General features: G+C 61.6%; 17 protein-coding genes and 1 pseudogene. 16 read left to right on the top strand and 2 right to left on the bottom strand.

Annotated elements, in window-relative coordinates; translation table 11 throughout:
* Positions 1–156 precede the first annotated feature (156 nt).
* From ACEN42_RS33760 to ACEN42_RS33750, 3 genes are all read left to right on the top strand, one after another.
* Positions 157–855 (top strand): hypothetical protein, encoded by a 699-nt coding sequence (locus ACEN42_RS33760; RefSeq protein ID WP_374191229.1) that lies wholly within the window; start codon positions 157–159, stop codon positions 853–855.
* 742 nt (positions 856–1,597) lie between these two features.
* Entirely contained in the window at positions 1,598–2,617 is a 1,020-nt protein-coding gene (locus ACEN42_RS33755; RefSeq protein ID WP_371882989.1) for a patatin-like phospholipase family protein, read from the top strand.
* Between the two features lie 69 nt (positions 2,618–2,686).
* Positions 2,687–5,254, top strand: coding sequence for a hypothetical protein (locus ACEN42_RS33750; RefSeq protein ID WP_371882988.1), 2,568 nt, complete (start codon positions 2,687–2,689; stop codon positions 5,252–5,254).
* Positions 5,255–5,601: 347 nt separating this feature from the next.
* Here the strand turns inward: ACEN42_RS33750 and ACEN42_RS33745 are convergent.
* A pseudogene (locus tag ACEN42_RS33745) lies at positions 5,602–6,029 on the bottom strand (transposase); the annotation flags it as partial.
* Positions 6,030–6,205: 176 nt separating this feature from the next.
* Between ACEN42_RS33745 and ACEN42_RS33740 the strand changes: the two are divergent.
* The 13 genes from ACEN42_RS33740 to ACEN42_RS33680 all read left to right on the top strand — a co-directional run bounded on the left by ACEN42_RS33740 (position 6,206) and on the right by ACEN42_RS33680 (position 20,029).
* On the top strand, positions 6,206–6,511 hold the full coding sequence (locus tag ACEN42_RS33740; protein WP_238287730.1) for a non-heme iron oxygenase ferredoxin subunit: 306 nt from the start codon (positions 6,206–6,208) through the stop codon (positions 6,509–6,511).
* 17 nt (positions 6,512–6,528) lie between these two features.
* Complete coding sequence (locus ACEN42_RS33735; protein WP_371882987.1) at positions 6,529–7,770, top strand: NAD(P)/FAD-dependent oxidoreductase; 1,242 nt, start codon at positions 6,529–6,531, stop codon at positions 7,768–7,770.
* A complete protein-coding gene (locus ACEN42_RS33730; RefSeq protein ID WP_371882986.1) occupies positions 7,757–9,049 on the top strand; it encodes an aromatic ring-hydroxylating dioxygenase subunit alpha in 1,293 nt (430 codons plus the stop codon). Before ACEN42_RS33735 ends, ACEN42_RS33730 begins: the two co-directional genes overlap by 14 nt.
* Positions 9,050–9,559, top strand: a complete 510-nt coding sequence (locus tag ACEN42_RS33725) for an aromatic-ring-hydroxylating dioxygenase subunit beta (RefSeq protein WP_062255791.1) — start codon at positions 9,050–9,052, stop codon at positions 9,557–9,559.
* A 20-nt stretch (positions 9,560–9,579) separates the two neighbouring features.
* Positions 9,580–11,985 (top strand): xanthine dehydrogenase family protein molybdopterin-binding subunit, encoded by a 2,406-nt coding sequence (locus ACEN42_RS33720; RefSeq protein WP_371882985.1) that lies wholly within the window; start codon positions 9,580–9,582, stop codon positions 11,983–11,985.
* Entirely contained in the window at positions 11,982–12,818 is an 837-nt protein-coding gene (locus ACEN42_RS33715) for a xanthine dehydrogenase family protein subunit M (protein ID WP_371882984.1), read from the top strand. The genes ACEN42_RS33720 and ACEN42_RS33715 overlap by 4 nt, the downstream gene beginning before the upstream one ends.
* A gap of 10 nt (positions 12,819–12,828) precedes the next feature.
* On the top strand, positions 12,829–14,019 hold the full coding sequence (locus tag ACEN42_RS33710) for a 2Fe-2S iron-sulfur cluster-binding protein (RefSeq protein ID WP_371882983.1): 1,191 nt from the start codon (positions 12,829–12,831) through the stop codon (positions 14,017–14,019).
* 72 nt (positions 14,020–14,091) lie between these two features.
* Positions 14,092–15,057 (top strand): amidohydrolase family protein, encoded by a 966-nt coding sequence (locus ACEN42_RS33705; RefSeq protein ID WP_371882982.1) that lies wholly within the window; start codon positions 14,092–14,094, stop codon positions 15,055–15,057.
* A gap of 34 nt (positions 15,058–15,091) precedes the next feature.
* Complete coding sequence (locus tag ACEN42_RS33700) at positions 15,092–15,844, top strand: Asp/Glu racemase (RefSeq protein WP_371882981.1); 753 nt, start codon at positions 15,092–15,094, stop codon at positions 15,842–15,844.
* Positions 15,845–15,855: 11 nt separating this feature from the next.
* Positions 15,856–16,704: an alpha/beta fold hydrolase gene (locus tag ACEN42_RS33695; protein WP_371882980.1), complete on the top strand. Its 849-nt coding sequence runs from the start codon at positions 15,856–15,858 to the stop codon at positions 16,702–16,704.
* A complete protein-coding gene (locus ACEN42_RS33690) occupies positions 16,691–17,725 on the top strand; it encodes a 2,5-dihydroxypyridine 5,6-dioxygenase (protein ID WP_371882979.1) in 1,035 nt (344 codons plus the stop codon). The genes ACEN42_RS33695 and ACEN42_RS33690 overlap by 14 nt, the downstream gene beginning before the upstream one ends.
* A gap of 18 nt (positions 17,726–17,743) precedes the next feature.
* Entirely contained in the window at positions 17,744–18,367 is a 624-nt protein-coding gene (locus ACEN42_RS33685; RefSeq protein WP_371882978.1) for an N-carbamoylsarcosine amidohydrolase, read from the top strand.
* Positions 18,368–18,385: 18 nt separating this feature from the next.
* Positions 18,386–20,029, top strand: coding sequence for an MFS transporter (locus tag ACEN42_RS33680; RefSeq protein WP_371882977.1), 1,644 nt, complete (start codon positions 18,386–18,388; stop codon positions 20,027–20,029).
* Here ACEN42_RS33680 and ACEN42_RS33675 read toward each other — a convergent pair whose 3' ends face one another.
* Positions 20,030–20,536: a MarR family winged helix-turn-helix transcriptional regulator gene (locus ACEN42_RS33675; protein ID WP_238287759.1), complete on the bottom strand. Its 507-nt coding sequence runs from the start codon at positions 20,534–20,536 to the stop codon at positions 20,030–20,032. It lies immediately after the preceding gene.
* Positions 20,537–20,574 lie beyond the last annotated feature (38 nt).

Below are 20,574 nucleotides of genomic sequence, written 5' to 3'. Positions count from 1 at the left end.
CCGTCGACGCATCCTCTTCCCGACGAATCGATGCAGAAGCTGGGGTTCTCGAACTACCCGTTCAGCGATGGCGCTTATGAACACATCGTCTATGTCAAGGGCACGGGACCGGATGTGATCGTCATGCACGAGTTGCCGGGATTCGACACGTACACGGTGGGTTTTATCGACCGATTGTCGGGAAAGGGCTTTCGCGTGCATGCCCCGCATCTCTATGGCCCGATGCTTTGGGAAGCGTCTTTCCCCAACTTCGTGCGGCTTTGCATAAGCAGGGAATTCGGCCGCCTGAAGGCCAACGAATCTGCGCCGGTGTGCGACTGGCTGCGTGCGCTGGCGCGCTCGATCAGCGACGATAACGCGAACGCGCGGATCGGCGTGATCGGCATGTGTCTTACGGGCGCCTTCGTCATTCCGATGGTGATCGAGCCGAGCGTGCGCGCCGGGATCATTTCGCAACCGGCGATACCGTTATCCATGCGGTATTGGCTCTTTGGAAGCGGCGCTGGCGAATGGATGCAGCAGGTCAATGTTTCCGATGAAGACTTTCACGCTGCAACCCAACGATGCGCGCGCGACAAGGTGCCTGTGATCGTGCAGCGGTTCAAATGCGACCGTATCAGTTTTCATGGCCGCGTAAAGCGGATTGCGCAGGCGTTCGGCGAGAATGCCACCCTTCACGAGTACCCCGATTCAAGACCGATGGAGAACGACCGTGATTTTCCGCATGCCTTGTTGACGAGGGAATACGACCTCGCGGAATACAACGACGCGAACGAGGCTGAAAATTCGACGCGCGTTGCGTTCGCGAGGGTCGTTGCTTTTCTCAAGCAAAATCTTTCTCCGCAATCCGTTTAGCCTCCCCGTACTCCGGAGGCGCAAACGGCAGGCCTTGCTTCGTTAGTCGTCGAAGAAGAGCCTTGCGGCATCCGCGCCATACGGGCCGGACCACGCCGGACTTTCATGAGGTCACGGATTGCCCAACAACGATCATGTTGCGTCGAAGAAGCCGCTGAGGCGATAAGGCGATAAGGCGATAAGGCGGCTCTGGGCCGAACCGTCGAGATGAGTCGAGGGATCGGTATGCAGACCCATGACTGCGCTGGGGAAACGGACCGAATAACGAAGTGCAGTCGCCGGAAAAGATCGGCAGGTGAAGGAGCTGCAGTACCAGCGGTCGCCCCGCGGCTGAGTACGGGCCATGAATCGTACGAAATTGAGATCATATGCCTGAATCACAGGTCGCGACCGGTGAGCCGGGCATGCATCGTCGATGCAAGGGAAAAAAGGCCTCATGGGATGGTTCTTAAAGCATCAACTCGTGAATGGCGGGTAGGGGCCGAAAGCGCGCGTTGCTTTAGGGGCTCGCGTGTCCTACGCTTCAAGTTCATTGCGGATCCTATAGTCAAATGGCACAGAGTCAATTGTCGGTAGTTTGATCGGATCATGATCCGTACCGTCGTCAGGCGTTGCGTCTATCTTGCGACCGCGCTCCTGGCCGATTGCTATGGAGCATATCGGGGCGCTCGCCATTTCCTTTGTCTTTATCGGCGCGTCATATTCAGGAAGCACGTACGCGCTCTCACGAGGGCACATCGTCATGCCGAAGCCCACTGTTGAAGCAAAGGTCGATGCCGATGCGCCGCAAGGTTCGGTTGACTTAGAAGCTGCGTTCGTCAAGTTGCGCCGCGATGCGAGCGGCGAGGACGACGCCGCGGAGTCAAGAATGACATATGGGTTGGCACTTTCCGGTGGGGGCATAAGAAGCGCGACGTTCGCGCTCGGTGTCATGCGCGGCCTTGCTAAGCAGGGCTCCCTTCATCTTTTCGACTACCTCTCTACTGTATCGGGTGGAGGCTATGTCGGCGTGGCATTCGGTCGGCTGTTCAGCGAGAAGGCGAAGGGACTGCAAGTCGAAAGCTGTCTTGCAGACGATCGCTCGATGTTCTTGTGGTGGCTCAGGCACAATGGTCGATATCTGATACCCGCGGGCGCCAAGGACGAGTGGCTTGCTGCCGCCGCAGCGATCCGTGGATGGATATCGTCGCAGTTCTCCTTTCTTCTCCTGGTCTTTGCGGCGGTGGGCCTCGTTTGCGTGCCACACGCAATAGTGTGGACGTGGCCTGATTGGGGCGTGTCGTCCGCATGCACACAGTGGTTGCCGTCGGTGTGGCTTATCGTCGCTGTCTTGCCGGCGATGCTCACGGCGATCTGCATGTGGGCGTACTACCTGCTCGCGCAGCGCTGGTGGGCCATCGGCGCCTGGATGGCCATCGCCATTCTGGTGTTGGTTTCCCCGTGGAACTCTTTCATGAGCGCAGAGATGTCCAAGCCGTGGTGCTTGAATTCCGCTCGAGGTTTTGCATGGGGTGCCGCAAGCTTCGTCGCTGCTTCGGAAATAGCTGGCAGCTTGTATCTTGCCTGGTGGACGTGGGGGCGCCCGATACTGTTCGATGACGACAGGCGCGCATGCGACGATCCAAATGGAATCGCGCTCAAGCGCCTTGGCCTGACTGCGGCTTTACGTGGCATGCTGCTCCTGCTCGTCCTGGCACTCCTTGCTGCATTGCTCGATTCCACCTCCTGGTGGCTCTTCGCGAAATCGACCATCGAAGATTGATCGCTGTTTTCCAATCTGAGTTCTGCTGGAGCCGGACTCATTGCGCTGCTTGCGGTGGTGCGGGCCGCCATGCCGTCCCTGCAGGGCAATTCGACCAATGTTCTGATCCGCAATGTCGACTGGCTTCGGGTCGCACACGTAGTTGGTTGGCTAACGGTAATCGTAATCGTCTATCTGGCAATGCTGGTCCTGACTTTCCTGATCTATGGGCAAAGCAAGTACTACCCAAACACGATAATCCAATGGATTCCAGCCTCTTTCAGCGATCAGAACCGCGACGCAAGCCGGCTGGTAAGTCTCGCGCTCATCTTAGGGTTGCTCTTCCTTATGATTCTCGGGACCGGGTGGCAGATCGAGTCGCTGAATCTTGGTTCATTGCACTATTTGTATCGAGCACGCATCGCGCGTGCCTATACTTCGGTCGGCAATAAGAGGCGCTTTCCCGACGGTCTCGACTGCGAAGCAAACCGATTGCGAAAGGGGACAGTGAGGCGAGTCGACGAGGCGCTGCCGGGAGACGACATCCCGATTGCGGACTATCATCCTCATCGTTTCGGCGGCCCGTTGCACCTGATCAACTGTTGCATCAATCAAACACGCGACGACCGTACGGGAAACTACAGTGCGGATCGTCGCGGCATCGCGCTGACTGTCGGACCGTGTGGATTCGAAACCGGCGCGGAACCGCCGGAGGCATGCAACGGTAGCGCTTACACGTCGCTCGCGGAATGGGCGGCGGTATCGGGTGCCGCGGTGTCATCGGGCATGGGCTTCTACACCCGTAGCGGCGTTGCGATCCTGCTTTACATGAGCGGTCTGCGATTAGGATATTGGATGCGCAATCTCCTTGCCGAGCCGCTGAAAATGCCGCGGTGGAGATTGATTCCGAAGTATCGTGCGGTACACGCGGAGGCTTTCGGGTCGTTTCCTGGACTGCGGGGCCGGTATTGGTACGCGTCCGACGGAGGGCATTTCGAAAACACGGGCGTCTACGCACTGGTTAAGCGCGGGCTTCCGCTGATCGTGCTCGTCGATGCCGCCGCCGATCCCGATTATCTCTTTGGTGACGTCGAGAATCTATTCCGAAAAGCTAAAATTGACTTCGACGCAGACATAGAGTTCATTGACCCCGCAACGCTTCCGGCACGGGTGGATATCGACTCTTCCTGGTTTGGCACACCTTATTCGATCGTGTCGGCTTCTGGCCCGGAGTTCATGCTGCTCGCCCGCATTACGTACTGCGATGGCAAGACTGGCTGTCTTTTGATCATCAAGCCACGTCGCACCGAGACCATGCCGCTTGATGTCGTCGGCTACGCGGATAGAAATCCGGTATTTCCGCAGGAATCGACCGCTCATCAGCTTTTTTCTGAACAGCAGTGGGAGAGCTATCACGCATTGGGCGCCGAGTTCGGACGCGTGCTGACGCCGGGCGTTCTGGGCGCCATACCCGAGTTGTGCAAACGCTCCATGACGTTGCCTGTCGCTCCCATCTCCAGCAGTTCGTCTGTCACCGCCCAGTCGCTACAACCCGTACAACCGGCGGACAGTCGTCGCGCCCGGGTTCAGCAGACAGTGCGTACATCGCTCGGCATTGGCGTGTCGATTAGTGCATTGCTTGGCGTATGGCAGGCGGTGCAAAGTCAGCTGCATTCCGGCGATAGCAGCCGCGCCAATTACTTCACGGCTTTGAAAGCGGCGGCTGCGGAGGTGGATCAGAACTGTGTTGTCCCCGCGAAGCTGGCGGCGGCGCTCGCCGCGCTGAACGACGCAAGCAACGCCGTTGGCGACGTTGCCCCCCATGCTGCCGAGATGAGCAGCATTCGCGACGCGGCAAAGCAGTTCTGCCCGGCTGATGATTCTGGTTGCTACCTCGCCTATTTCCCGGCTTTATACGAGTCGGGCTCTATCGTCACGCCGAGGAGCTTGTGGACGTGGTACTGGACGCCGCTGGCGAAACCCTTAACGCGCGTGTCCGCTCCGCAGACCGACGCGCCTGATGGATCGAGCATGCATCAGTGTGTAACACGTCGGGATGTCTACGCGGACGGAACCAACATCGTGCAGCCGATCGTTCTGGCCAATGGTGCTAAGGCGGAGCGCGGAACAGGTTTGGCGAACTCGGTTTTGATGACTGCAACATCGGGAAAAAACGCGGCCGTCCCCGGGGCCACTACGTCCCTCCCGACAATTGGTCCGCCACGGTCGCCGGTGTTAGGCGACGCGGAGAGGAAGACTCTATTGAACACCCTGAAAAGCGTGTGTTCGACAGACGGGTCGTCGCGCAGGCTGTATGCACACGTTTATCAAGAGTCAGATAAAACAGTGCAGGGGATCCTGAACCTCCTCGAGGGTGTAAACGGGATTAAGGTCATGGGTCTCGAAAATGTCGTCGCGACTGCGGAACGTCGTGGGCTTCCTCCGCCATTCGTCTGGGGCCAGCCAACTTTCCTATACCCAACTGCGGAAGACCAGCCTTGCGCTGAGGCGCTGGCAGAATTCTACAGTCGGGCGTCTGGACGGAAAGACATCAAATTCAAGCAGTTGCCCGCCAGCCTGGCAGGCACGCCCGGCAATATCGAATTCTGGTTGCCACCCTCTCGCGCCGGGAGTGGCATGCCCGTTGCGGTTTATTGAGCGGTGCATCATCGCATAAAGAGAACCATCCGACCGTGACCGTATAGCGGCTAGATCCTAATGTCGTGTTTTGGCTATTTACGGCTGTCGGGGTTTTAACCGGTGGCAAGCTCGCGACTGTTCGTCAGCTCGAGCCCGCCATGGCACAGAACCCACCTGTGCGGCTTCCCGACCGAGCCCGCACACTGTGATCGAGATGCTGTCCTAGCAGGCTGTTGAAATATCCTTTCTTGAACGGGCAACCGCTCATTCGAGAGGGCCAACGCGGCGTAAAGTCCCGACTGATTCGGCGCCGAACTTTATCGATTCAGGTGTTGCTGATGTCGCATTCTTCTGCGCGTTCGCGCTCATACCGCCCGAACGGCCAGCGTGCGCATGCGCGTCAGGTTGTAGGCTGCCTGAGTCAGGACAAAGAGTTGGTCGACGCGCTTCAGACCTCGATACATCACCTGCCGAATCCTCCCGACTGGCTTGCTCCAACCAAGCACCTTCTCAATGCATTTGCGTTTGCGCTGACTGATAGCGTAGCCAGGCCATCCGACGTATCGTAGTTTTTATCAGCGCCGACGGTAATGGACGTACCGGCGACTCGCGCGGCGTCCGCAAGCATCTGTGCCGCCGTGTCTCGCTCGGCCGCGCCGTTGGCCTGCGTGACCTGTGCGTTCACGACCAGGCCATGCCGATTATCGGTCAGCACGTGACCCATGTAGCAAAGCATCGCGCCCGTGCCACGGCTCTTGCGAAACAAACGCGCCTGAGCGTCTGTACTGGATTTCGTGAGCAAGCCTCGAATCATCGCATAGCCGCGCGCGCGAGACAGAGCCCGGCGTGCTCTTGCCCTTTTCTCTTAGGGAAAGCCATTATTTTTGATCGGTTGACTCGCCGAAAAGTCCTGCTAGCATACGTTCAACAAGTTCATCAGCATACTGAGCAATTTCGAAGGAGCGACAGATGGCACTCCAGTTCGCGGCGAAGCTCGCCGATCTCGTGGAAGACGAACCGCTCGGCGTGACGATCGGCGAAGAGCGTATCGCGCTCTATCTGCTCGACGGAGAAGTGCATGCCACGCACAACGTTTGCACGCATCAGTTCGCGCTCTTGAGTGACGGCTACATGGAAGATGGCTGCATCGAATGTCCGTTGCATCAGGGGCGTTTCGATATCCGCACGGGCGCCGCGCTCTGCGCACCGGCTACGCAGGCGATTCGCGTGTACGGCGTGCAGGTGGAAGGCGGCGAAATCTACGTCGATCTTTGATGCGCGCGAAAACCATCATGCAGACTGTTTTGATCATCGGCGCGGGACAGGCCGGGGCGCGCGCGGCGCAGGCGTTGCGCACGTACGGCTTCGAAGGGCGCATCGTGCTTGTTGGCGACGAACGGCATGCGCCGTATGAAAGGCCGCCGCTCTCAAAGGATGTGCTCATTGCGCAGGACGATGACCATTGCTTCAACGGCTGGGTGCATGCTGTCGAGCTCTATCGCGATGCGCGCATCGAATGGTGCAACGATCGCGTGCTGCGGCTCGATACGCAATCGCACATCGCGACGCTCGAACAGGGCGGGGAACTGCGCTACGACCACTGTCTTCTGACGACAGGCGGCCGCGCGCGTCGATTGCCGGACGTGCCCGAAGGTCCGCATGCGTTCTATCTTCGCACGCTCGACGATGCGATGCGTGTGCGTGCGCGGCTCGCGACGGCGCAATCGGTCGCGGTGATCGGCGGGGGCTTTCTCGGGCTCGAGTTCGCCGCAAGCGCCAGGACGCGCGGCCTCGCGGTGAGCGTGTTCGAGTCCGCGTCGAGCCTGCTGAGTCGCGCGTTGCCGCCGATGTTCTCCGAGCGCCTGCGTCTCAAGCACGAGGCACATGGCGTGCGCTTCGTGTTCGACGCGACGCAACTGCAGGTCAATCAGCACGCGACCGGTGTGCAGATCGGCACAGAGTCCTTCGATCTGTGCGTGATCGCGATCGGCCAGCAACCGAACGACGAACTCGCCAAAGCCGCGGGCATCGCGACGAACAACGGCATCAGCGTCGATCGTCATTGCCGCACCTCCGCAGGCGATGTCTACGCCGCTGGCGATTGCGCGAACTTCCCGTATGGCGCGAACGATCGCGCGACGCGCCTCGAATCGTGGCAGAACGCGCAGGAACAGGCGATCGTCGCGGCGCGCAACATCGTCGGCGATGTCACCGCCTATGCGCCGATGCCCTGGTTCTGGACCGATCAATACGACTGGAACATCCAGATGCTCGGCATGCCCGATGGCATGGTGGATCAATGGATCGAACGCGCGGGCGCGGACGGAAAAACCGTGCTGATGGGACTGCGCGAGGGTGTCATCGTCCACGTGCTCGCGATCAATCAGGGCGGCGAGCTGCGCGCGATCAGGCGGCTCGTCGAAGAAGGCGCAATAGTCGATGCCGGCATGCTCGCCGACCCCACGGTGAGGCTGCGCCAGATCGGGAAGCTGACTCGCTCAACACACTCGGGAGATCAAGGTGTACTCGTCTGAAACGATCATCGGCGCTCATACGCCTCAATCAAAAAATCCGCCGATCGAAGGGCTCGTGTGGCCCGAAGAAGGGCTGCAATGCATCCCGGACTGGGTGTACACGAGCGAAGCGGTGTATACACGCGAAGTCGAGCGCATCTTTCATGGCCGCACCTGGAACTTTGTCGCGCTCGAAGCGGAAGTGCCGAATCCCGGCGATTTCAAGCGGTCTTATGTGGGACCGACGCCGGTCGTCGTATCGCGCGCGGAAGACGGCTCGATCAACGTGTTCGAGAACCGCTGCGCGCATCGCGGCGCAGAGTTCTGCCGCCACAGCCGCGGCAACAACAAGGAATTCGTGTGCCCGTATCACCAATGGTCGTATGACCTGAAGGGCGATCTTCAGGGCGTGCCGTTCAGGCGCGGCGTAAACAAGCTGGGCGGTATGCCGAAGGATTTCCGCAACGATGCGCACGGCCTGAAGAAGCTCGCGGTCGCGACGCGCAACGGCGTGGTGTTCGCCTCGTTCACGCATGACATGGAATCGCTCGAGGATTATCTCACACCCGAGATCCTCGAGGACTTCGACGCCGTGTTCAACGGCAAGCGCCTGCGCGTGCTCGGCGTCTACAAGAACGAGCTGCCGTGCAACTGGAAGATGTATCACGAGAATCTGAAAGACCCGTATCACGCGACGCTGCTGCACTCGTTTCTCGTCGTGTTCGGTCTGCTCGTCGCGGGCAACCGCTCGGCGATGGTCGCGGACAGCAAGTACGGCATCCACGGCACGATGGCCTCCGCGAAAAGCGATTCGCTCTACGCGACCATCGACGAGGACAAGAAGAAGGAGATGCGCTCGTTCCACGACGGCATGACATTGAGCGACGAACGCTTCCTCGAGTTCGTTAAGGAGTTCGATTCAGAATGGTCCGTGACGATGCAGACGATCTGGCCGAATCTCATCGTGCAGCGCGAGATGAACACGCTGGGCGTGCGCCATATCGTACCGAACGGACCGAACAGCATGATCATGCTCTGGACGATGTTCGGCTATGAAGACGACACGGAAGACATGGTGCGTCACCGTCTGCGCCAGGGCAATTTGATGGGACCGTCCGGCTTTCTCGGCCTCGAAGACAACGAAGCGATGAAGTTCGTCCAGGAAGGCGTGCGCCGCTCGGTGAGCGACCGCAGCATCATCAGGCTTGACGGCGACAAGATCGGCACGGCCGACAATCTGATCTCCGAGGCGGCCATTCGCGCCATGTACAAACATTATCGTGAAGTGATGGAGTTCTAGATGTTGCCAGGATTCGAGAAGCAGAACATCGCGCACGACAAGGCGCTCATCGCGCGCGCCGCGGTCGAGGATTTTCATGCGGAGTATTGCGCGGCCCTGGATAGCGGCGACATTGAGCGCTGGCCCGAGTTTTTCACCGAGAACTGTCTCTATCGCGTGACCGAGTACGAGAACGTCGCGAACGGCTTTCCGGTCGGGCTGGTGTATGCGGAAGGGCGCGGCATGTTGCGCGACCGCGCGGTGGCCATCGCGCGCACGCAGATGTTCGCGCCGCGCCAGATGCTGCATTTCGTTTCCAACGTGCGCATTCTGAACGCGACCGACGAGGAAATCGTCGCGCAGAGCAACTACATGCTCTTGCAGACGCTCGTCGAAGGCGCGACGACGCTGCATCAGGCAGGCAGGCTTTTTGACCGCTTCGCGCGCAATGGTAACGTTCTTTTGCTGAAGGAGAGACAGGCGGTGTACGACACGGCGATGATCGCCAACGATCTCGCCTATCCCGTCTGAACGTCGTTGGGAGAGAGCGCATGAGTCATATCGAACACATTGAAGCGCCCGCCGAAAGCGGTGGCGTCGGGGCGCGTGTCAGGCGTCGCGAGGATGAGCGGCATCTGCATGGCAAGGGCAGGTTCGTCGCCGACTATACCTTTCCCGATTTGCAGGAAGTCGCGTTCCTGCGCAGCCCCGTCGCGCATGCGCGTATCGTGCGCATCGGCAAGCCCGCGCGTTTTGCAGGGCAAGTAATCGTGCGCGACGATATGCGCACCGCCACCGATATTGTCGCGGATTCGAGCCTGCCCACGTACAAGCCATCCTCGCATCCGCCGCTCGCATCGGGCAAAGTGCGCTTCGTCGGCGAACCGGTTGCAATGTGCTTCGCGAAGACGCGTGCGCTGGCCGAAGATGTCGCCGAAGAAATCGAGCTCGATCTCGACGAGCTTCCGGCCTTCGCGAACGCATTCGTCGCGCGCGAACGCACCGACGTCCGCGTGCACGATCACTGGACCGACAATCTCTTTCTCGATCTCAAGGCCGACGTCAACTTCGACGAGCGTTCGAAGGACGCACCCGTCGTCGTGAAGCAAAAGGTCGATCTCGCACGCCAGTGCATGGTCCCGATGGAAGGCAAGGCCGTGCTCGCGTACTGGGATCACACGCATTCGCAACTGGTCGTCATCACGTCGACGCAGGTGCCGCATATGATTCGCACGGTGCTGTCGCAGTGTCTCGGCATCGAGCATGGGCAAGTGCGCGTCATCTCGCCCGATGTCGGCGGCGCCTTCGGCTACAAGTGCGTGCTTCAGCAGGAAGAGTTGTGTATCGCGTGGCTCGCGCTGACTTACAAGACGCCGTTTCGCTTCATCGAGGATCGGCGCGAGCATCTGATCGCAGGGGCGAACTCGCGCCAGCATCATTACGAGCTTACCGCGTATGCCGATCACAACGGCCGTCTGCTCGCGCTCGATGCCGAGCTTCTGATCGATGGCGGCGCATATTCCGCGTGGCCCTTCACGATCGGTCTCGAAACGGGACAGGCGCTCGGCAATCTTCCCGGCCCTTACGATTTCTCGGGATATCGCTGCCGCACGCAATGCGCGGCGACCAACAAGCCCGGCTTTCTGCCCTATCGCGGCGTGGCGCGCACGGGCGTGTGCTTCGCGATCGAGCTGACGATGGATGCAATCGCGCGCGCGGTCGGGCGCGAGGCGTGGGAAGTGCGTCACGACAATCTCGTGCGCGGCGCGGACATGCCTTATACGAATGTCGTGAAGAAGCACTACGACAGCGGCGACTTCCAGGAAAGCCTGCGGCGCGCGGTGCAGCAACTCGATGTGCCCAAGTGGCGCGCCCGGCAGAAGGCGGGCGAGAACGACGGACGACTCGTCGGCATCGGCTTCGCGACGTTCACCGAGCAATCGGCGCATGGCACGGCGGTGTTCGCGTCGTGGGGCCTGCCGGTCGTGCCGGGCTACGATCTCGCGACCGTGCGCATCACCGCCGATGGCGGCCTCGAAGTGCGCGCGGGCATTCACTCGCACGGACAAGGCATGGAGACGACGCTCGCGCAAATCGCGAACGAAGTGCTCGGCGTGCCGCTGCAGAAGATCAAGGTGGTGCATGGCGATACGGCGCTCACGCCCTATTCGACGGGCACCTATGCATCGCGCAGTATCGTGATGGCGGGCGGCGCGGTTGCCACGACGTGTCGCGAGCTCGTGCCGCGCCTGCTGTTCATCGGTGCGCATCTGCTGGGCGAAGAACAGGACGCCGTACGCTTCGAGCACGGTGAAGTCATCGGCGCCAAGGGGCGCGTGTCGATTCAGGACATTGCGGCCGCATGGTATCTGCGTCCCGAGCGCTTGCCCGCGGGCGTGAATCTCGCAGGCCTCGAAGCGACCCAGGGCTTCAAGCCGAAGGTCGATACGGGCGCGTTCAGCTACGCGACGCACGCCGCGGCAGTCGCCGTCGACCCGAAGACGGGCCATGTCGAGATCCTCGACTACGTGATCGTCGAGGACTGCGGACGCATGATCAATCCGATGGTCGTCGAAGGGCAGACGATCGGCGGCACGGCGCAGGGGATCGGCACCGCATTCTATGAAGAGACGCTCTACGACGACAACGCGCAGCCGCTTACGTCGACGCTTGCGGACTACATGTTGCCGGGACCGACCGAATTGCCATCGCTTACGATCGTTCATATGGAAACGCCGTCGCCTTATACGGAGTTCGGCGCGAAGGGCGTGGGCGAGGGCGGGGCGATCGCGCCACCGGCTGCCCTTTTCAATGCCGTGAACGATGCGCTCACGCCGCTCGGCGCCATTGTATCGGAGACACCGTTGACGCCGCGCCGTCTGCTCGCGGCGATTCAAGCCGCGGGCACTCGCAAGGCGGCAAGCAAGGAAGAACTGAGTCAGGAGGTGGCGGGATGAAAGCCGCTGCGTTCGAGTATGTGAGAGCGGCCTCGTTGCCCGACGCGCTCAGGGAGTTGAGCGGCGCGAAGCCGATATCGGGCAGCCAGTCGATGGGCCCGATGCTCAACCTGCGTCTTGCACGTCCAGGGCGCGTCGTCGATGTATCGCGCATCGCGGACCTGCGCAGTGTTTCCGAAGCGGGCGAATTCGTGCGCGTCGGCGCCGCGGTCACCCATGCGGAAATCGAGGATGGCAAGCACACGCTCGTGCGTCATCCCTACATGCAGTATGTGGCGGGTGGCATTGCGTATCGTGCGATTCGCAATCGCGGGACCATCGGCGGCAGTCTCGCGCATGCCGATCCGGCTGCGGACTGGCCGCTGGCATTGTCTGCGCTGGACGCGCGTCTGGAGCTTTCCAAGGCAGGAGGAACACGTCAGGTGCGCGTGAGCGAGTTCATGCTCGGCGCATTTACGACGCTGCTCGAAGACGGCGAGATCATCACCGCCGTACTGCTGCCGAAGCTGGGCGCGACGCTTCGATGGGGCTATTACAAGCTCTGCCGCAAGACCGGCGAATTCGCGCATGCGAGCGCGGCTGCCGCATTCGATGCACGCACCGGGCTCGCACGCGTAGTGCTCGGCGCACTCGACGGGCCGCCGGCCGCACTCGATGAGCTCGCACGACAGATCGCGCAGCGCGGCCCGGCCGCCGCCACCGAAGATGCGCTCGCTCAGGCCGTGGCACGCGTGATGCCCAACGCGGACGGCATCGACCGGCAGATTCATACAGCGGCGCTCGAGCGTTGTCTGGCGCAGGCGTTCGGCGTATCGAATGCGATTACAGTTTAAAGAGACTGCAATGTCCGTCATCGAACTCACTATCAACGACCGTTCCGTGCGTGGCGATGTCGAATCGCGCGTGCATCTCGGCGACTTTCTGCGCGATACGCAGAATCTGACCGGCACGCACCTCGGCTGCGAGCATGGCGTGTGCGGCGCCTGTACCGTGCTCGTCGATGGCGAGCCGGTGCGCTCGTGCATCACGTTCGCCGTCGCATGCGACCAGCAGAAGGTTCGCACCATCGAGGGCTTCGACGATGACGAGCTGATGAAGCGCCTGCGCCGTTCCTTCTCGATTCATCACGGCCTGCAATGCGGTTACTGCACGCCCGGCATGTTGATCACCGCGCGCGATATCGTGCGACGCTTTCCCGATGCCGACGAAGCGCGCATCCGGCTCGAACTGTCGGGCAATCTGTGCCGCTGTACGGGCTATATGGGCATCGTCGCGGCGATCAGGGCGGTGCTCGCGGATCTGAGGGAGAATCCGGTCGCCCAGACGCCCGTGACGCGCGCAATCGTCAGCGATGCAACGATTTCGGCGCCGGCTTTCGAGACATTCGCGGCCGCGCCGGCGAGCGCGCCGCAAGCGCCTGTGGCCGCGAGCACTGCATCGACGGATCAACCGGCGACACTGCGCAAAGGCTGGACCGCGATCGACGACAGCTTCGTCGTGCCCTTCGCGCTCGACAAGGTCTGGGCGTTCATGGGCGATCTGCCTTCGGTGACGTCGTGCCTGCCCGGTGCGGAACTGGTCGAGCACGATGGCGAGAGCGTGAAGGGCAGAATCGCGATCAAGTTCGGCCCGATGTCCGCGAACTTCGCGGGCGCCGCGCGCCTCGAACGCGACGCCGCCGCCCATCGCGCGGTGATGCGCGGAGCCGGACAGGACAACATCAGCCGCTCGCGCGCCAATGGCGACGTGACGTATGTCCTGAGCAGCGAAGACGATGGCGCACGCACGCGCGTGGCCGTCACGCTCGAATACATGTTGCAGGGGCCGCTCGCGCAGTTTTCGCGCTCGGGGCTCGTCAAGGATTTCGTGCGCCGCATGATCGCCGATTTCGGCGCACGCATCACGGCGCAGCTCGGCGGCAGCGCGACGCCCGCGGCAACTGCATCGGCATCGTCCGCGAAGTTCAATGCGGGCAGCCTCGTATGGAGCGTCATCTGGGGGCGCATCAGGCAGCTTTTCGGAAAAGGCGATTGAATGCGCGGCATCGGGCTGATCAAGGCCCTTTGTTCGCCCATATCGTCAGCCTACTGATCAAATGGAGTTCATATGAGCAAGCGCATTCGCAAGATCGCCCTGGAAGAACACTTCAGCACGCCGGGTTTCCAGGGCTATTCAAAGAGCTTCACGCAGCACATCGCGCCTGAAGTCCTGCGCGATCTCGCCGCGCGTCTCGCTGATTTCGACGAGCAGCGCATCGTCGAAATGGACCGCGCGGGCATCGACTACACGATTCTTTCGCAGACGGGACCGAGCGTGCAGGGCGAACCGGATGCGGCGCTCGCCATCGGCCGCGCGGAGGAAAGCAATGACTTTCTCGCGCAACAGATCGCGCGTCATCCCGCGCGCTTCGGCGGGTTTGCAACCTTGCCGATGCACACCGCGCAAGCCGCATCCGACGAACTGACGCGCGCTGTTCGCGAACTCGGTTTCAAGGGCGCGCTCGTCAACGGCCACACGCTCGGCACCTATTACGACGATCGCGCCTACGATCCCTTCTGGGCGACGATGCAGGAACTCGACGTGCCGCTGTATCTGCATCCCACCGATGCTTTCGTGAATCCGCGCGTGCTCGACGGTCATCCGGAACTCACCGGTGCGACCTGGGGCTGGGGCGTCGAAACCGGCAGTCATGCATTGCGCCTGCTGTTCGGCGGCGTGTTCGATCGGTTCCCGAACCTGAAGATCATTCTGGGTCACATGGGCGAAGGCCTGCCGTTCCTGCGCTGGCGCTTCGACAGCCGCTTCGCCGTGTATTCACACGGGGTGAGTCTGCAACGCGCGCCTTCGGAATACATCGGCACGAACATCCTGATCACGACCTCGGGCGTGTGCTCCGCGCCCGCGCTCATCGGCGCGATCGGTGAAATGGGCGCACAAGCGGTGATGTTCTCGGTCGACTATCCGTATGAATCGACACAGAGCGCAGCGGAGTTCATCGAACGCGCACCGCTCGACGACGCCACGCGTGCGCTCGTCTGCCACGGCAATGCAGAACGCATCTTCCGCCTTTGACAATCCAGAAGACATCGAGAACATGGAGCAGACCATGACGAAGCACTACCGCATCGGCCAGATCGTGCCGAGCTCGAACACGACGATGGAGACCGAGATTCCCGCGATGTTGCTCGCGCGTCAGTCGATCCGGCCCGAGCGCTTCACGTTTCATTCGAGCCGCATGCGCATGAAGAAGGTCGTGAAGGAAGAACTCGCCGCGATGGACGCGGAATCGGATCGCTGCGCCGTCGAGCTGTCCGATGCGCGCGTCGATGTGCTCGGCTACGCGTGTCTCGTCGCGATCATGGCGATGGGGCATGGCTATCATCGCGTGTCGCAGAAGCGCCTGCATGAGCGCACCGTCGAGAATGGCGGCGCTGCGCCCGTCATCACGAGCGCGGGCGCGCTGGTCGATGCATTGAAGGTGATCGGCGCGAAGCGTGTGATCGTCGTCACGCCTTACATGTTGCCGTTGACCGAGCTCGTGGTCGACTATATCCGCAACGAAGACTACGACGTGGTCGACTCCCGCGCGCTTGAGATTCCCGACAATCTCGAAGTCGGCCGTCACGATCCGGCCCGGCTACCCGAAATCGTCATGTCGATGCGTTATCGGGAGGCCGATGCCATCGTGCTGTCCGCCTGCGTGCAGATGCCGTCGCTGCCGGCCATCGCGAAGGTCGAGGCGATGACCGGCAAACCGGTCGTCACCGCGGCCGTCGCGACGACCTACGCAATGCTGAAACAACTTGGGCTCGAAGCCGTCGTGCCGGGTGCGGGTGCGCTGCTGTCCGGGGCATATTGAGCGAGAACGATATGTCGACCTATCCATACGGCGGCAACGTTCGGGCGAACGGCATCCGTCAGCATTATCTACGCTATGGCGGCGCACGCACGCAACGCGATCCGGTGATCATCGTGCCCGGCATCACGAGCCCCGCGCTCACGTGGGGATTCGTCGCGGCGCATCTCGGCAAGGTGTTCGATACCTATGTGCTCGACGTGCGCGGGCGAGGGCTGTCGTCCGCATCCGATTCGCTCGACTACAGCCTCGACGCGCAGGCGGCCGATCTGATGGCATTTGCAACCGCTCTGGGCTTCGAACGATACAGCGTCGTCGGCCACTCGATGGGCGCGCGCATCGGCATCCGCGCGTTGCGCGCGAAGCCTGCGGGCATGGCGCGTCTCGCGATGATCGATCCGCCCGTTTCGGGTCCGGGACGCCGTCCTTATCCGTCGCAACTGCCGTGGTATATCGATTCGATCCGCCAGTCGCGCGAGGGCATGAACGCCGATGCGATGCGCGCCTTTTGCCCGACGTGGACCGATGAACAACTCGCATTGCGCGCGGAATGGCTGCATACCTGTGACGAGCGCGCCATACGCACGAGTTTCGACGGCTTCCATACCGACGACATTCACGCCGATCTTGCGCATCTGCGGATTCCTGCGCTGCTCGTCACCGCGGGCAGGGGCGATGTCGTACGCGACGCGGATGTCGATGAGATTCGCGCACTCGTGCCACATCTCGAACACCGGCGCGTGCACAACGCAGGTCACATGATCCCGTGGGACGACGAGGCGGGCTTTCACGCGGCGCTCGGCGATTTCCTCGGCGCACCCGTTCCGCCGCTCGCGCAAGGAGGCAATCATGCCAGTCAGTGACTATCAGATGGTCGATGCGTGGACCCAGGTGCTCAAGCTCTCGCGCCTCGAAGCAGGGCAGACGGTGACCATTCTCACGAGCGCGTCCACGCATCCTCAAACGCTTTCGACCGCGCTCATCGCAACGCAATCGATGGGCGCGATCGTCAATCGACTCGATCTGCCGCCCGTGAATGGCGAGAAGGCGTTGAGCCGCGACTCGCTCGCCTACCTCGGCACGACGCCCTTGACCGGCAACCGCGCGGCCATCGCGGCCCTGAAGGAAAGCGATCTGGTGCTCGACCTGATGACGCTGCTGTTTTCGCCCGAGCAACTGGAGATCCTCAAGACCGGCACGAAGATTCTGCTCGCGGTGGAGCCGCCCGAAGTGCTCACGCGCCTTGTTCCCACGACTGCCGATCGCGAACGCGTGCTCGCCGCGCAAGCCCGTATCGCGCGTGCGAAGGAAATGCATATCGTGTCCGCGGCGGGCACGGATTTCCGCTGCCCGCTCGGCGAGTTCGAACCGATTGCCGAATACGGTTTCGTCGATGAACCCGGCCGCTGGGATCACTGGCCGAGCGGTTTCGCACTGACGTTTCCGGACGATGGCAAGGCGCACGGCCGCATCGTGATCGATCGCGGCGATATCCTGCTGCCCCAGAAAAGCTACGTGCAGGATCGCATCGAACTGACCATCGAGCGCGGCTATGCCGCACGAATCGACGGCGGCATCGACGCGCAGTTGCTGAGCGAGTACATGGCGACCTTCAACGATCCCGAAGCCTACGCGATCTCGCATATCGGCTGGGGCCTGCAGCCGCGCGCGCACTGGTCGACGCTCGGTCTCTACGACCGCGAGGCGACCATCGGCATGGATGCGCGAGCATTCGAAGGCAACTTCCTGTTTTCGCTCGGACCCAACAACGAAGCAGGCGGCAGCCGCACGACGACGTGTCATATCGACATTCCGCTGCGTCATTGCGATGTGTTCCTCGACGGCGAGCCCGTAGTGCGCAATGGCATGGTCCTCGACCGCTGAACAACGAAAACCACGCACATGTCCCACGATATCGAAACCTACCAGCGTCAGAGTTTCGGCTCGACGCTTGTGCCCAAAGCGCCGGTCGCACTGTTGATCGTCGACTTCGTGAACGGCTTCGCCAATCCCGACGTCTTCGGCGGTGGCAATATCGCGCAGGCGATCGAGCGCACCGTTGCACTGCTCGCGCATGCGCGCGAGAAAGGCTGGCCGGTTGCGCACAGCCGCATCGTCTTCGCCGACGACGACGCCGATCGCAACATCTTCACGATGAAAGTGCCTGGCCTGCTCGCGCTCAAGGAACAGTCGCACGACAGCGCGATCGTCCCTCAACTGACCCCGCGCGAAGGTGAGCTCGTTGTACGCAAGACGGTGCCGTCGGCATTCTTCGGTACACCGCTTGCGGCATGGCTCACGCAACACGGCGTGCGCACGCTCGTGATCGCGGGCGCGGTGACGAGCGGTTGCGTGCGATCGTCCGTCGTCGATGCGATGCAATACGGCTTTCGTCCGTTCGTGCTGTCGGACTGTGTCGGTGATCGCGCACTCGCGCCGCACGAAGCGAATCTCTTCGACATGGCGCAGAAGTACGCCGCCGTGATGACACGCGACGAGGCGCTCGAACTGCTCAAGGATCTTTGACCTGCGCATGGGATCGACATGGCCACGTCTCTTTCGGAGCGCTCGCATCGCGTCGTCACGCGCCATCAGTTCACGCTGATCGTCGCATCGTCATTCGGCGCGCTGCTCGAATGGTATGACTTCTATATCTACGCGGCGCTGGCGGGCACGTTCAGCACCTTGTTTTTTCCGAGCGGCAACGATACGGTCGCCTTTCTCGCGAGCCTCGCGACCTTCGGTGCGGGCTTTCTTGTGCGCCCGCTGGGCGCGCTTTTCTTCGGACGGCTCGGCGATCGCATCGGGCGCAATCACACGTTCATGGCGACCATCGTCCTGATGGGCGTCGCGACGGTAGGCGTGGGCTTGCTGCCATCGTTCGAGAAAATCGGCATGCTGGCGCCGATACTGCTTGTCGCGCTGCGGCTATTGCAGGGCTTCGCACTCGGCGGCGAGACGGGCGGAGCCGCGACGTATCTCGCGGAGCACTCGCCAGCGGACCGGCGCGGGCTTTATACGAGCTCGCTGCAGACCACGGCCACGCTCGGCCTTCTCGCATCGATTGCGGCGGTGAGCATCAGCCGCGCCGCGATGGACGAAGCCGCGTTCCAGAGCTGGGGCTGGCGCATGCCGTTCCTCGTGTCGATCGTGTTGCTTGCGATCTCGGTCTATCTGCGCACGAAGCTCGCCGAATCGCCGACGTTTCGCGACATGAAGCAGGCCAACAGGTTGTCGAAGTCGCCGATAGGGGAGAGCTTCGGCACATGGGTGAACCTCAAGTATGTGCTGATCATGCTGTTCAGCACGGCCTCGGGCGTTGGTGTGGTGTTCGGCACAGGGCACTTCTACTCGATGTATTTCCTGCAGAACACGCTGAAGGTCGCGCCGAACACGGTGAATCTTTTCCTCGCGATTGCGCTGATCGCCGTGTTTCCGTTCTATCTCGTGTTCGGCTGGCTATCGGATCGCATTGGACGAAAGTGGATCATGATGCTCGCGTGCCTGCTTCTCGCCGCGACCACGCAGCCGATTTTTCACGCGCTCACGCACTACGCCAATCCTCAGCTGGAAGCGTTTCAGAAGCGCGCGCCTGTCACGGTTCACGCGAGCGATTGCCGCTTCACGTTGTTCTCCGCGCCTGTCACGGTTCACGCGAGCGATTGCCGCTTCACGTTGTTCTCCGCGCCAGTCACGGAATGCGATCGCATACGGTCCTTTCTTAGTGCGTCGGGCGTTTCGTATAGCCTGGCGCCACGCTCGACGGGAGAAGCGGCATCGACGGAAATCGGCTCGATCGCGGTGCACGGCAGTGACAAGCGCGAACTGGAGAAGGCGTTGATCGAAGCAGGCTGGTCCGCGCACGCGGATCCATCGAAGATCAACGCGCCGATGGTCGTCTTCCTGATGTGGCTGCTGCTGCTCTATCTCGCGATGGTCTACGGACCGATGGCCGCGTTCATGGTCGAACTCTTTCCGGCGCGCATCCGCTATACCTCGCTATCGTTGCCCTTCCATCTCGGCTCGGGCTGGTTCGGCGGCATGCTGCCTTTCGTGGTGTCCGCGATGGCGGTCGCACGCGGCAACGTCTATTTCGGGCTCTGGTATCCGATCGTCGTCGCTGTCGTGTCGTTCGCGGTCGGCGCGCTGTTCGTGCCGGAAACGTACCGCCGCGACATCACGCAGTAGTCAATCGAAATGCTTGAGAGAAGTGCGTCCGTACTGGTTGTTGCCTTCCACGAGCTGCATCATCATGCGCACGAAATGAACACGATCTTCAGGGCTCAGCGGGTCCAGGAATTTAACCTGTGCTTCGCGCATGCTGCCGTACATGTCCTTCATCGCGCGGCGTCCTTTCGCGGTGATATTCGCGATCTTGAGACGCCCGTCGTGCGGGCTCGGCTCGCGCTTGACCAGACCGCGCTCCTCGAGACGGCGCAGCACGTCGGCCATCGTCGTGCGATCGACGCCGACTTCCGCGCACAGCGATGTCTGGTCGAGCCCCGGCCGCTCGCTAAGGGTCGTCAGCAAGCCGTATTGCACTGGCGTGATGGCGAAGTCCTTGCAGCACTCGAAGAAGAGCGCGATATGAATCTGATTAAGCCGCCGGATCAGAAACCCGGGGCGCTGCCACAGATGTCCGGTCTCGATGCCGCCGTCGGAGACGGCCGCTTTTTTCTCGGCAACAGTGCCCATCCTTAACCCTTTTTTGAAGAATTTCGATCACACGGGAG

The organism is Caballeronia sp. S22, assembly GCF_964261745.1.
In the GTDB taxonomy this organism is placed as follows: domain Bacteria; phylum Pseudomonadota; class Gammaproteobacteria; order Burkholderiales; family Burkholderiaceae; genus Caballeronia; species Caballeronia jiangsuensis.
Note: the sequence above shows the minus strand (reverse complement) of the source record. Positions and strands in the feature narration are given on the sequence as shown.

What these genes read in the sequence shown, in the direction of transcription:
- ACEN42_RS33755 (WP_371882989.1), top strand. Translation starts at nt 1,598, where the DNA reads ATGCCGAAGCCCACTGTTGAAGCAAAGGTCGATGCCGATGCGCCGCAA.
- ACEN42_RS33750 (WP_371882988.1), top strand. Translation starts at nt 2,687, where the DNA reads ATGCCGTCCCTGCAGGGCAATTCGACCAATGTTCTGATCCGCAATGTC.
- ACEN42_RS33740 (WP_238287730.1), top strand. Translation starts at nt 6,206, where the DNA reads ATGGCACTCCAGTTCGCGGCGAAGCTCGCCGATCTCGTGGAAGACGAA.
- ACEN42_RS33735 (WP_371882987.1), top strand. Translation starts at nt 6,529, where the DNA reads ATGCAGACTGTTTTGATCATCGGCGCGGGACAGGCCGGGGCGCGCGCG.
- ACEN42_RS33725 (WP_062255791.1), top strand. Translation starts at nt 9,050, where the DNA reads ATGTTGCCAGGATTCGAGAAGCAGAACATCGCGCACGACAAGGCGCTC.
- ACEN42_RS33720 (WP_371882985.1), top strand. Translation starts at nt 9,580, where the DNA reads ATGAGTCATATCGAACACATTGAAGCGCCCGCCGAAAGCGGTGGCGTC.
- ACEN42_RS33715 (WP_371882984.1), top strand. Translation starts at nt 11,982, where the DNA reads ATGAAAGCCGCTGCGTTCGAGTATGTGAGAGCGGCCTCGTTGCCCGAC.
- ACEN42_RS33710 (WP_371882983.1), top strand. Translation starts at nt 12,829, where the DNA reads ATGTCCGTCATCGAACTCACTATCAACGACCGTTCCGTGCGTGGCGAT.
- ACEN42_RS33705 (WP_371882982.1), top strand. Translation starts at nt 14,092, where the DNA reads ATGAGCAAGCGCATTCGCAAGATCGCCCTGGAAGAACACTTCAGCACG.
- ACEN42_RS33700 (WP_371882981.1), top strand. Translation starts at nt 15,092, where the DNA reads ATGACGAAGCACTACCGCATCGGCCAGATCGTGCCGAGCTCGAACACG.
- ACEN42_RS33695 (WP_371882980.1), top strand. Translation starts at nt 15,856, where the DNA reads ATGTCGACCTATCCATACGGCGGCAACGTTCGGGCGAACGGCATCCGT.
- ACEN42_RS33690 (WP_371882979.1), top strand. Translation starts at nt 16,691, where the DNA reads ATGCCAGTCAGTGACTATCAGATGGTCGATGCGTGGACCCAGGTGCTC.
- ACEN42_RS33685 (WP_371882978.1), top strand. Translation starts at nt 17,744, where the DNA reads ATGTCCCACGATATCGAAACCTACCAGCGTCAGAGTTTCGGCTCGACG.
- ACEN42_RS33680 (WP_371882977.1), top strand. Translation starts at nt 18,386, where the DNA reads ATGGCCACGTCTCTTTCGGAGCGCTCGCATCGCGTCGTCACGCGCCAT.
- ACEN42_RS33675 (WP_238287759.1), bottom strand. Translation starts at nt 20,536, where the DNA reads ATGGGCACTGTTGCCGAGAAAAAAGCGGCCGTCTCCGACGGCGGCATC.